Source organism: Vibrio sp. LB10LO1 (genome assembly GCF_010092875.1).
Classification (GTDB): domain Bacteria; phylum Pseudomonadota; class Gammaproteobacteria; order Enterobacterales; family Vibrionaceae; genus Vibrio; species Vibrio campbellii.
In genome coordinates this window covers 1-12422 of sequence record NZ_JAADJW010000015.1, presented here as the reverse complement: position 1 = coordinate 12422, position 12422 = coordinate 1, and the positions used below count along the sequence as shown (strand labels likewise).

The 12422-nt window shown below is 45.9% G+C and carries 8 protein-coding genes, 5 tRNA genes and 1 rRNA gene; 6 read left to right on the top strand and 8 right to left on the bottom strand.

All coding sequences use genetic code 11. From position 1 onward, the window contains the following. Window positions 1-29 precede the first annotated feature (29 nt). The 4 genes from GXP65_RS12765 to GXP65_RS12750 all read right to left on the bottom strand — a co-directional run bounded on the left by GXP65_RS12765 (window position 30) and on the right by GXP65_RS12750 (window position 493). Window positions 30-105 (bottom strand) — tRNA-His (locus tag GXP65_RS12765). 46 nt (window positions 106-151) lie between these two features. Further along, window positions 152-228 (bottom strand) — tRNA-Pro (locus GXP65_RS12760). Window positions 229-305: 77 nt separating this feature from the next. Next, a tRNA-His gene (locus GXP65_RS12755) sits at window positions 306-381 on the bottom strand. Window positions 382-416: 35 nt separating this feature from the next. Beyond that, window positions 417-493 (bottom strand) — tRNA-Arg (locus tag GXP65_RS12750). A gap of 361 nt (window positions 494-854) precedes the next feature. On the opposite strand from GXP65_RS12750, the gene GXP65_RS12745 reads away from it, so the two are divergent. Beyond that, entirely contained in the window at window positions 855-1268 is a 414-nt protein-coding gene (locus GXP65_RS12745) for a cytochrome c5 family protein (RefSeq protein WP_038890158.1), read from the top strand. A 72-nt stretch (window positions 1269-1340) separates the two neighbouring features. Here the strand turns inward: GXP65_RS12745 and rep are convergent, their stop codons facing one another. Then, the gene (gene rep / locus GXP65_RS12740) at window positions 1341-3356 is read right to left on the bottom strand and encodes a DNA helicase Rep (RefSeq protein WP_162092974.1); all 2016 of its coding nucleotides are present in this window, start codon (window positions 3354-3356) and stop codon (window positions 1341-1343) included. A gap of 170 nt (window positions 3357-3526) precedes the next feature. Between rep and GXP65_RS12735 the strand changes: the two genes are divergently transcribed. The 4 genes from GXP65_RS12735 (at window position 3527) to GXP65_RS12720 (ending at window position 8750) form a co-directional block, all read left to right on the top strand. Then, window positions 3527-4108 (top strand): TetR/AcrR family transcriptional regulator, encoded by a 582-nt coding sequence (locus GXP65_RS12735; RefSeq protein WP_005427239.1) that lies wholly within the window; start codon window positions 3527-3529, stop codon window positions 4106-4108. Window positions 4109-4126: 18 nt separating this feature from the next. Beyond that, window positions 4127-5233 (top strand): multidrug efflux RND transporter periplasmic adaptor subunit VmeC, encoded by a 1107-nt coding sequence (gene vmeC, locus GXP65_RS12730; RefSeq protein WP_005427240.1) that lies wholly within the window; start codon window positions 4127-4129, stop codon window positions 5231-5233. An 11-nt stretch (window positions 5234-5244) separates the two neighbouring features. Further along, window positions 5245-8367 carry a multidrug efflux RND transporter permease subunit VmeD gene (gene vmeD / locus GXP65_RS12725; protein ID WP_005427242.1) on the top strand — a complete coding sequence of 1041 codons (3123 nt, stop codon included), beginning with the start codon at window positions 5245-5247 and terminating at the stop codon, window positions 8365-8367. Between the two features lie 131 nt (window positions 8368-8498). Further along, on the top strand, window positions 8499-8750 hold the full coding sequence (locus GXP65_RS12720; RefSeq protein WP_162092973.1) for an accessory factor UbiK family protein: 252 nt from the start codon (window positions 8499-8501) through the stop codon (window positions 8748-8750). A gap of 378 nt (window positions 8751-9128) precedes the next feature. On the opposite strand, the gene ilvC is transcribed toward GXP65_RS12720, so the two are convergent. Then, on the bottom strand, window positions 9129-10613 hold the full coding sequence (gene ilvC / locus GXP65_RS12715) for a ketol-acid reductoisomerase (RefSeq protein ID WP_162092972.1): 1485 nt from the start codon (window positions 10611-10613) through the stop codon (window positions 9129-9131). 142 nt (window positions 10614-10755) lie between these two features. Here ilvC and ilvY point away from each other — a divergent pair, with 142 nt between their 5' ends. Next, entirely contained in the window at window positions 10756-11646 is an 891-nt protein-coding gene (ilvY, locus tag GXP65_RS12710; RefSeq protein ID WP_041853429.1) for an HTH-type transcriptional activator IlvY, read from the top strand. Between the two features lie 430 nt (window positions 11647-12076). Here the strand turns inward: ilvY and GXP65_RS12705 are convergent. Further along, window positions 12077-12153, bottom strand: a tRNA-Asp gene (locus GXP65_RS12705). A gap of 68 nt (window positions 12154-12221) precedes the next feature. Next, window positions 12222-12338: ribosomal RNA gene (gene rrf / locus GXP65_RS12700) — 5S ribosomal RNA — on the bottom strand. Window positions 12339-12422 lie beyond the last annotated feature (84 nt).

The window sequence follows — 12422 nt, the reverse complement described above, 5'->3', positions numbered from 1 at the left end:
TACTTCAACTAAGAAGTCACCTAAATTAATGGGGTGGCTAACGAGATTCGAACTCGCGACCACCGGAATCACAATCCAGGGCTCTACCAACTGAGCTATAGCCACCATCAATTTTTCTGTTTACCGCTTATTATAGCCATAAACTAAATAGTGGTCGGTGAAGAGGGATTCGAACCCCCGACCCTCTGGTCCCAAACCAGATGCGCTACCAAGCTGCGCTATTCACCGACGAATTTTGTTTCGATTCTTGGGATATTTGAATCAAAACTGGAAACTTCATTAATTTAATGAGTTACCAAAATTAATGGGGTGGCTAACGAGATTCGAACTCGCGACCACCGGAATCACAATCCAGGGCTCTACCAACTGAGCTATAGCCACCACTATTGTTCGTGCCGTTAATTTGTATTCCGGAATGGCACGCCCGAAAGGATTCGAACCTTCGACCTTTGGCTCCGGAGGCCAACGCTCTATCCAACTGAGCTACGGGCGCATGCCCCATCGGCGGAGAGGAATAATACGGATATCACACTATGCCGTCTAGTACTTTTTTTACTTTTTTTCTCGTTTGGTCTCTTTTTCGACAGTTATCTGCCTTTAAAGTGAATTTTTGATGTGATTCACGCCCTGTCATGGATAACTTGTTGTTTATTGCAACAAGTTATCGGGATATAATCACCCATTATTTACATTGATTTAACAGCTACAACCTGGTTGTTCAATCACTCTAGACCGTTAGATAAGGTTTTCTGCTCACTATAGAAGCAATCGCGTAAAACTTTCTCCAACGGCTCTAAATACTCTAACTATATAAATAGGTAAGTCACTTACCTCGGGAATGTGAAGTGGGTTTAATGGATATGTCTCGACGAATGATTAGCGTTTTGTTCGCTGCCTTAACTTTTTCTACGGCAGCTTTAGCTTCTGACATCAGCCAAACTGAATACGATGCGATCGCAGAACGCATCAAACCTGTCGGTGATGTTTATCTTGCAGGTGCAGAACCAGTAAAAGCAGAGCCAACTGGTCCGCGCGATGGTGCGGCAGTTTATGGTACTTTCTGTATTGCTTGTCACGCATCAGGCGTAAACGGCGCACCAAAAACTGGTGATGCGGGCGATTGGGCACCACGTATTGCACAAGGCAAAGACGTGCTGACTAACCACGCAATCCAAGGCTTCAACGCGATGCCAGCAAAAGGCACGTGTATGGACTGTTCTGATGACGAAATCATCGCAGCCATCGACCACATGATTGAAGGTCTATAATAAAGACATCAACGAAAAAGGCTTGCCACTTGGCAAGCCTTTTTGTTTTTAGCAAGTTAGAGCCACGTTGTTCTATTTCTTAAACATTGCTCGAATATTAGCGATGTGTGCTTGGCCTTTTGCCATACGCTCTTCTGCCGATACCGGCTTTTTGTTTGCTTCCCATTCAACGTCATCAAATGGTAGTTCATCCAAGAAGCGGCTTTGCGTCGGCTTGATCAATTCACCAAACTGTCGGCGTTCCTTACACATGGTAAACGTCAGTTCACGCTGCGCACGAGTAATGCCCACGTACATTAGACGACGTTCTTCTTCAACGTTATCTTCATCAATACTGGTTTGGTGCGGTAGAATGCCCTCTTCCGAACCAATCAAGTACACGAACGGAAACTCTAGACCTTTTGAAGCATGCAGGGTCATCAATTGAACCGCATCACTGTCCTCATCTTCTTCACCGCGCTCCATCATGTCGCGCAAAGTAAGACGCTGAACCACCTCTTTTAACGTCTTCTCTTCTTGATCGTAGTTGTCACCTTCTAGGTCGGCCACAATCCAAGAGTAAAGGTCAGAAACGTTCTTCATGCGCATTTCAGCCGCTTTCGGACTTGCTGAGGTTTCGTATAACCAATCTTCGTAATGAATATCACGTACGAGCGAGCGCACCGCTTCAACCGTATCGCCACGCTCGGCTTGATCGGCAATCGCCACCAACCATTGAGTAAAGCGGCGTAGGTTATCTAAACCACGGCCGGTTAGGTGCTGCTCCAATCCCATTTCAAAGCTGACTTCAAACAAGCTCTTACCACGCATGTTGGCGTAGCTACCCAATTTCTCTAGGGTCACCGGACCAATCTCACGACGCGGCGTATTCACAATGCGTAGGAACGCGTTGTCATCATCTGGGTTCACCAATACGCGTAGGTAAGCCATGATGTCTTTGATCTCCGCTCGAGCGAAGAAAGACGTGCCGCCAGAAAGTTTGTATGGCACACGGTTTTGCATCAGTGACTTTTCAATCAAACGTGATTGGTGGTTACCACGATACAAAATCGCATAGTCTTTATATTCGGTGCGGTTGAGGAACTTGTGCGCAATCAATTCACCCGTTACGCGCTCCGCTTCGTGCTCTTCATTCTTCGCCAGTAACACTTTGAGTTTTTCGCCGTCAGGAATTTCCGAGAACAGCGATTTCTCATACACGTGTGGGTTATTCGCGATCAAGATGTTAGCTGCACGCAGGATACGGCTAGTGGAACGGTAATTCTGCTCCAACTTAATCAAGCGCAAATTTGGGTAATCTTCACCAAGCAATACTAAGTTTTGCGGTTTAGCACCACGCCATGAATAGATAGATTGGTCATCGTCACCTACGACGGTCAAACGACCACGCTCGCCAACGATTAACTTCACCAAGTCATATTGGCTAGTGTTGGTATCTTGATATTCGTCCACCAATAGGTAGCGAATGCGGTTCTGCCAACGTTGACGCACTTCTTCATTGTTACGTAGCAACTGCACTGGCAGAGAAATCAGGTCATCAAAGTCGAGCGCGTTGTACGCCTTCATCTGCTTCTGATACATTTCAAAACAGAACGCAAATAGCTGTTGTTGCTCACCTTGAGCCAACGCCTTGGCTTGCTCTGGTGTCAGCATGTCGTTCTTCCAGTTGGAAATACAACTTAACAACTGACGCAGCAGATCTTTATCGCCGTCTAGCTGCTTTTCTGTTAGCTCTTTAAGAAGCGCAAGCTGGTCTTGATCATCAAACAGTGAGAAACCGGCTTTCAAGCCAAGATGTTTGTACTCTCGCTTGATGATGTTGAGCCCCAAGGTGTGGAAGGTCGAGACCATCAGACCTTTCGATTCAGCTTTACCTAGTGTCTGACCAACACGCTCTTTCATCTCACGCGCAGCTTTATTGGTAAAGGTTACCGCAGCAATATTACGTGCCTTATAGCCACACTGCTGAACCAAATAAGCGATTTTATTGGTAATTACACGAGTTTTACCCGAGCCCGCCCCAGCAAGTACCAAGCATGGGCCTGATACGTACTTAACGGCTTCGTCTTGTCTAGGGTTCAGCTTCATAAAAATTCTCTGCGGGTGGAAATAGTGGCGCCTATGATAAAGGGGTGACCGTGGGAAAGCTACGGCGATTTTCACGTAATTTTTACACGAACAGATGCAACATTTTGTTGCATAAGTGACCAGTCTTTACGCTATAATGAATGAACGTTCATTCATTGGGTGGTGGGGTTATGACCAATAACACTACTGGAGATAAATACGAGCAAATCATTGCTGCTGCTGAACGCTTAATCGCGGAGTCCGGCTTTCATGGCCTATCCATGCAAAAGCTTGCGACAGAAGCAGGTGTCGCAGCTGGCACGATTTATCGATATTTCTCAGATAAAGAACATCTTTTGGAAGAAGTTCGCCTTACCGTTACCAAACGTATTGCGGACGCCGTTCAAGCGGATGTTCATGACGATATGCCCCTGAAAGAACGTTACCGCACTATGTGGCTCAATATTTGGCATCTTGCTGGTTCAAATTTAGACACCTTAAGCAATCGTGTCCAATATGAGTCATTACCTTGTGCAAATCGTAAAGGAGCTCGGGAACTTGAAAGGCAAATGTTTGCCCAAGTAGATCGTCTTTTCGATCAAGGTAAGGCAGAGGGAGTATTCAAACCCCTTGATAACGAAATTCTTTCAGGGTTGAGTTTCGAAGCTAGTGTTGCGCTTGCTAGAAAACATGCTTTGGGATTTTATCAGTTGGATGAAGACGCGTTGGAAGCAGCCGTTGAAGCCAGCTGGGATGCAATTATTAAACACTAACTTGGAGTTCTTAATAGAATGAAAAAGTGGACTTTCTTTATGTTGCTTATCGCAGTCCTCCTGTTCGGGAGCGTGATAGGTTTCAACTTATTCAAGCAACAAAAAATTGCTGAATACATGGCGAATCGTCCGGAACCAGAATTCCCAGTAACCGTAACAGAAGTAAAAGCGGTTGATTGGGTACCTGTGATCGAAGCGATCGGCTTTATTGAACCTAACCAAGGTGTCACTATTGCTAACGAAACCAGCGGTGTAATCGATAAGATTTCATTCGACTCTGGTACTCAAGTGGAAGAAGGTCAGCCTCTCGTGCACCTAGACTCTGACGTTGAGAAAGCAAACTTAAAGAGCTCACAAGCGAAACTTCCAGCAGCTCAAGCTAAGTACAAACGCTACCAAGGCCTTTTCAAGAAAGGTTCTATCTCTAAAGAAGCGTACGACGAGGCTGAAGCAAACTACTTCTCACTTAAAGCGGATATCGAAAGCCTGAAGGCAACCATCGACCGCCGTGAAATCAAAGCGCCTTTTGCTGGTGTAGTTGGTATTCGTAACGTTTATCTTGGTCAATACCTACAAGCAGGTACTGACATCGTGCGTCTTGAAGACACAACGGTAATGCGCCTGCGTTTCACCGTGCCTCAAACAGACATCTCTCGCATCAAGCTCGACCAAGAAGTAGACATCTTTGTCGATGCTTACCCTGATAAGCCATTCAAAGGTTCTATCTCTGCTATCGAGCCCGCGGTTAACGTTCAAAGTGGTCTGATCCAAGTTCAAGCTGACATTCCAAACAGCGATGGCAAACTTCGCAGCGGTATGTTCGCTCGTGCAAACATCATTCTGCCTAAGCTAGAAAACCAAGTAACGCTACCACAAACAGCTATCACGTTTACGCTATACGGCGACAACGTCTACATCGTGACTGAAGAAGACGGTGAAAAACGTGTTAAACAACACGTTGTGAAAGTGGGTGAGCGTACTAAAGACATCGCGCATATCCTTGAAGGCGTGAAACCAGGTGACGTGGTGGTCACGTCGGGTCAAATCCGTCTAAGTAACCACGCGAAAGTGACCATCGTTGAAGATTCGGCACTGACACCACCTGCTGAAACACCAATGCTTTAATTGGAGGCATCATGCGCTTTACTGATGTTTTTATTAAACGTCCAGTTTTAGCGGTATCGATCAGCTTTTTGATTGCGTTGCTTGGTTTACAAGCCGTATTCAAGATGCAAGTTCGTGAATACCCTGAAATGACAAACACGGTGGTTACCGTAACCACCAGTTATTACGGTGCGAGTGCCGACCTGATCCAAGGCTTTATTACTCAGCCTTTGGAGCAAGCCGTCGCGCAGGCCGATAATATCGACTATATGACTTCATCCTCGGTACTTGGTACGTCTACCATTACCGTAAACATGAAGCTGAACACTGACCCGAATGCGGCGCTGTCTGACATTCTAGCGAAAACCAACTCGGTTCGTTCACAGCTTCCAAAAGAAGCGGAAGACCCGACAGTAACCATGTCGACTGGCTCGACTACCGCGGTACTATACATCGGTTTCACCAGTGACGAGTTGTCTTCGAGCCAGATCACCGACTACCTTGAGCGTGTAATTAACCCGCAGCTATTTACGGTAAACGGTGTATCGAAAGTTGACCTATACGGTGGTATGAAATACGCGCTACGCGTATGGCTAGATCCAGCAAAAATGGGCGCACTTAAGCTGACAGCAACCGACGTGATGACGGTACTAAACGCCAACAACTATCAGTCGGCAACCGGTCAGGCGACAGGTGAATTCGTGCTTTACAATGGTAGCGCAGATACTCAAGTATCCAACGTTGCTGAACTCGAAGCGCTGGTTGTTAAAACTGGTGAAGGTGACGTCATTCGTCTTGGCGACATTGCGAAAGTGACCTTAGAGAAGAGCCACGACGTTTACCGCGCAAGTGCGAACGGTCAAGAGGCTGTAGTTGCAGCGATCAACGCGGCACCAAGTGCTAACCCAATCAACATCGCGGCAGATGTGCTGAAACTTTTACCTCAATTAGAGCGTAACTTGCCAAGCAACATCAAAATGAACGTGATGTACGACTCAACTATCGCCATCAACGAATCTATTCACGAAGTTGTGAAAACCATTCTTGAAGCGGCAGTTATCGTACTTGTGGTAATCACTCTGTTCCTTGGTTCATTCCGTGCGGTAATCATCCCTATCGTTACTATCCCACTATCATTGATTGGTGTTGCGATGGTAATGCAGGCGATGGGCTTCTCGTGGAACTTGATGACACTTCTGGCAATGGTACTCGCCATCGGCCTGGTGGTGGATGACGCGATCGTGGTTCTTGAGAACGTCGACCGTCACATTAAAGAAGGGGAATCCCCGTTCCGTGCAGCCATCATAGGTACGCGTGAAATTGCGGTTCCTGTAATTGCAATGACTCTAACGCTGGGTGCAGTATACGCGCCAATCGCGTTGATGGGCGGTATTACAGGCTCGCTATTTAAAGAGTTCGCGTTAACCCTAGCTGGTGCAGTATTTGTGTCCGGTATCATCGCTCTGACTCTGTCACCGATGATGTGTTCAAAAATGCTTAAGGCAAACGAAGAACCAAGTAAGTTTGAACAAAAAGTGCATCACGTATTGGATGGCATGACCAACCGCTACGAGAAAATGCTGACTGCTGTTATGGCCCACCGCCCAGTGATCATTGCTTTCGCAATCATCGTATTCGCAACGCTACCGATTCTGTTTAAGTTCATTCCAAGTGAGCTGGCTCCTTCAGAAGATAAAGGCGTTGTCGTACTGATGGGTACAGCACCGTCGAACGCGAACTTGGATTACATCCAAAACACCATGAACGACGTCAACAAGATTCTGTCTGATCAGCCAGAAGTGGAATACGCTCAGGTGTTTAACGGTGTACCAAACTCAAACCAGGCGTTCGGTCTAGCGACTCTGAAACCTTGGAGTGAGCGTGAGGCAAGCCAAGCAGATATTACCAAGCGTGTAGGTGAGTTAGTTTCTCACGTACCGGGCATGTCTGTAACCGCATTCCAGATGCCAGAACTTCCTGGTGCCGGTTCAGGTCTACCGATTCAGTTCGTTATCACTACGCCAAACAGCTTCGAGAGCTTGTTTACTATCGCAAGTGACATCCTAGCTGATGTGTCTACTAGCCCTATGTTTGTCTACTCGGATCTGGATCTAAACTACGATTCAGCAACGATGAAGATCAGCATCGACAAAGACAAGGCTGGTGCATACGGCGTGACCATGCAAGACATTGGTGTAACGCTAAGTACCATGATGGCAGACGGTTACGTAAACCGCATCGACCTAAATGGTCGTTCATATGAGGTTATCCCTCAAGTTGAACGTAAATGGCGTCTAAACCCAGAGTCGATGAAGAACTACTACGTACGCTCAGTTGACGGTAAAGCAGTGCCACTGGGTAGCTTGATCACGATTGATGTTGTCGCAGAACCTCGCTCACTGCCTCACTTCAACCAGCTAAACTCAGCAACCGTTGGTGCAGTACCTTCACCAGGTGTTGCAATGGGTGATGCAATCAACTGGTTCGAAGACGTGGCACAAAACAAACTGCCATCAGGCTACAACCATGACTACATGGGTGAGGCTCGTCAGTTTGTAACGGAAGGTAGCGCACTATACGCAACATTCGGCTTGGCCTTGGCGATCATCTTCCTAGTACTAGCGATTCAATTCGAATCTATCCGCGATCCAATCGTAATCATGGTATCGGTGCCACTAGCGGTATGTGGTGCGTTGATTGCTCTGGCGTGGGGTACGGCATCGATGAACATCTACTCACAGGTTGGTTTGATTACTCTGGTTGGTCTGATCACCAAGCACGGTATCTTGATCTGTGAGGTAGCGAAAGAAGAGCAGTTACACAACAAACTGTCTCGTATCGATGCGGTAATGGAAGCGGCGAAAGTTCGTCTACGTCCAATCCTGATGACAACAGCGGCGATGATTGCAGGTCTAATCCCACTGATGTACGCAACAGGCGCAGGTGCGGCTCAACGCTTCAGTATCGGTATCGTAATCGTTGCTGGTCTAGCGATCGGTACACTGTTTACGCTATTCGTACTGCCTGTGATTTACAGCTACCTAGCTGAGAAACACAAACCACTGCCAGTGTTTGTTGAAGACAAAGACTTGGAAAAGCTAGCTCGAGTAGATGAAGCAAAAGCTGCTCATCGCGAATTAGCTGATAACAAGTAAGCATAAAGCACTAAGAAAAAGGTCACCTCGGTGACCTTTTTTATTGCTGCTCTCTTTTTTGCCATCTAAATGGCGACTTTCCCGTATCATTTACATAGAATGTGGGCAAATCAAAAGGAGTTTTAGCCACTATGTTTGACCCAAAGAAATTAGAGCAAATCGCTAAACAAATTCACGAATCAATGCCACAGCCAGTAAAAGAACTAGGCGCGGATGTTGATCAAAAAGTTCGCCAAGTAATCCAAGGTCAGCTAAACAAGCTAGACGTAGTTAGCCGCGAAGAATTCGACGTACAAACTCAAGTTCTGCTGCGTACTCGTCAAAAGCTGACAGAAATGGAAAAGAAATTAACAGAGCTTGAAGAAAAGCTCGCTGATAAATAAGCGAAAAGCGACAAGAAAATTATAAGGGTTGATGTGAGAACATCAGCCCTTTTTGTTTATTGGGATTCGGGGGTTCGCTTCTATTTTGCCTTCTTAAGGACAAAATTCACCTTTATAAAAACAAAAAAGGCTTGGTCAACGGCGACCAAGCCTTTTAATTAGATGTTGTGTTTTATGTTGTATTTATTGACCCCAGTCTGTCCGGAGTTCTTCCTGCTTTGCTTTAATGCAATTACGCAGATTGTATATTCGAAGCTAAGAGCTTTAGTCCCTTAAACGAATTGCGCTGAATTAAGGTTTCATTTCTAGGAGAAGGCGCGGAGTTTACGATAGTAAATGAGCACCTTCGACACCGAAATGGAACCTTAAGGCAAGCAATTAGCCGCCTACAGCGATGTTCTTCATATCAGTCATATACCCACGTAGCTCTTCACCAATGTACTCCACTGGGTGGTTACGGATAGCATCATTTACAGCGATAAGAGTCGCGTTATCTACTTGGTTAGAAGTTTCACCTAGCCCTTTACCAATTACGTCAGTATTTACTGCTGGCATAAACTTCTCACGTAGAAGCGGTGTTGCTACGTTAGCGAACAGGTAGTTACCATATTCCGCAGTGTCTGAGATAACCACGTTCATCTCGTATAGGCGCTTACGTGCGATAGTGTTCGCAATCAGTGGTAGCTCGTGTAGAGACTCGTAGTAAGCAGACTCATCGATGATGCCAGATGCCGTCATTGCTTCAAACGCAAGCTCAACACCCGCACGAACCATAGCAACCATCAGGATACCGTTGTCGAAGTACTCTTGCTCAGAGATTTCTACGTCAGTTTCTGGGTAGTTTTCGAAAGCAGTTTCACCCGTTTCTGCACGCCAGCCTAGTAGGTTAACATCGTCGTTTGCCCAGTCAGCCATCATAGTGCTAGAGAAGTGACCTGTGATGATGTCATCCATGTGCTTGTTGTATAGCGGACGCATCAGCTCTTTTAGCTCTTCAGAAAGCTCAAATGCTTTTACTTTTGCTGGGTTTGATAGACGATCCATCATGTGAGTGATACCACCAAACTTCAGTGCTTCAGTGATGGTTTCCCAACCGTATTGAAGAAGCTTACCTGCATAGCCTGGATCGATACCGTCAGCAATCATCTTCTCGTAACATACGATAGAACCAGCCTGCAGCATGCCACAAAGGATAGTTTGCTCACCCATTAGGTCAGATTTCACCTCAGCAACAAAAGAAGACTCTAGACAGCCAGCACGGTGACCACCTGTTGCTGCAGCCCAAGCTTTCGCGATATCCCAACCTTCGCCTTTAGGGTCGTTCTCTGGGTGAACAGCGATAAGAGTCGGTACACCAAAACCACGCTTGTATTCTTCACGAACTTCCGTACCCGGACACTTAGGTGCAACCATTACTACCGTTAGGTCTTTACGGATTTGCATGCCTTCTTCAACAACATTGAAACCGTGTGAGTAACCTAGTGCTGCGCCTTCTTTCATTAGCGGCATTACTGTCTCAACAACGTTTGTGTGCTGCTTATCTGGAGTAAGGTTTACTACTAGGTCAGCTTGTGGAATTAGCGTTTCGTAGCTACCTACTTCAAAACCGTTGTCTTTTGCGTTTTTGAATGACTGGCGCTGCTCTTCAATCGCTGCCTGGCGAAGTGCATAAGCAACGTCTAGACCAGAGTCACGCATGTTCAGACCTTGGTTAAGGCCTTGAGCACCACAACCTACGATGACCACTTTCTTACCTTTTAGGTAATCTGCTTCTGATGCGAATTCTTCGCGGTCCATAAAGCGACAACGACCAAGTTGGTCCAATTGCTCACGCAAGTTTAGGGTATTGAAATAGTTAGCCATCTGGGTGCTCCTTAACATTCTTCCATAGAGGTCGGTATTTGTGTTACCGAATGAGTTCATACTAAAACAGACATTCTGTTGCTGAAAGTGATATATTCACAATTACTTATTGCAATTAATGCAACATGGAAGTGAAGATTTAATGAACATCAAAAGCCTGCAATTATTCATTCATCTATGTGATAGTAAAAGCTTCGCTAAGACAGCAGCAGCAATGCATATCAGCCCTTCAGCACTGAGTCGGCAGATCCAGAAATTGGAAGAAGAAACACATCAACAGCTGTTCTTGCGTGATAACCGAAGTGTTGAATTAACAGTTCAAGGAAAGAAGCTATTACCTGTAGCACTGAAGATCTTAGGTGAGTGGCAGCAATACCAAAGTTATGTCAAAGGGACAGAAGACGAGTTAAAGGGTGAGATACGTTTATTTTGCTCGGTAACCGCAAGTTACAGCCACCTCCCAGAGCTGATTTCTGAATTCCGCATTCAGCATCCATTTATCGAATTCAAACTCTCTACTGGCGATCCAGCGCAAGCCATCGATAAAATATTGGCAGATGAGGCTGATATCGCGATCTCTGCTAAGCCAGACCAACTGCCAGCTAAAGTCTCCTTTGAACCAATCAGTGAGATTCCCCTATCGGTGATAGCGCCAGTTGGAGTCAGCAGCTTTGCAGAAGAACTGCAGAAAGAAAGTCCGGATTGGTCAACGATCCCTTTTATTGTCCCAGAAGCAGGCACAGCAAGAGAAAGAGCGAATGTTTGGTTTAAGCAAATGAAGATCAAACCAAATATCTACGCACAGGTGGCAGGACATGAGGCTATTGTCAGCATGGTGGCTTTAGGCTGTGGCGTCGGTATCGCACCGGATGTGGTAATCAACAACAGCCCTGTCAGAGAGAAGATAAATCGACTCAAGGTTCTACCTATAAAACCATTCGAGCTGGGAGTCTGTTGCATCAAGAGCCAACTAGAAAATCCATTAGTGAAAGCCCTATGGGAAGTCGCAGAAAGTAAGTATATCTCCCTGTAGACATACCTGACTCAAATAGGAATCTTAAGCCCGTTACACAAGTACCGGGCTTTTTGTTTGCAGTCAATCTTGAACATAAAATCTAGAGCAGCACAAAAAGAGTGCAACGTCACTGTTCATATAACAAAGATAGTACTAGAAAAACGATGAGAGTAAGTAAGCGCTTACGTTTGGGGAGTTTTAAGGCTTAGAAAATAGCCAATGATAAAAGAGAAATAAGACCTTTATCCCACAGAGTTCGCTATGCTGCAGGGACTGGGCTCTGAAGATATCAACCCAATACAAAAGTTTTTCTAAACAAGCGACAGAGCGGCTGGGCTTGCACGCAATTGAACTCGCACACGAGCGGAGTTCATACACCAATAGGTGAATTTGAATTGTCAGATACGAAAAAGCCCTAGCATTTCTGCTAGGGCTTTGTCTGAATAAGTGGCGGAGCGGACGGGACTCGAACCCGCGACCCCCGGCGTGACAGGCCGGTATTCTAACCAACTGAACTACCGCTCCGCACTGGTTAGACCTAAAGTCTAAGTTTTTGTCTTCACTTTTTCATAAAAAGTGAAAATAAAATACAAGCCTGGCGATGTCCTACTCTCACATGGGGAAGCCCCACACTACCATCGGCGCTAATTCGTTTCACTTCTGAGTTCGGAATGGAAATCAGGTGGGTCCAAATCGCTATGGTCGCCAAGCAAATTCTTTAATTCGGAAAGCTGTTTTTAGTTCTTACACATTCAATTCGTTCTTGCTTTGAGTCCATCAAAACCCCTTGGGTG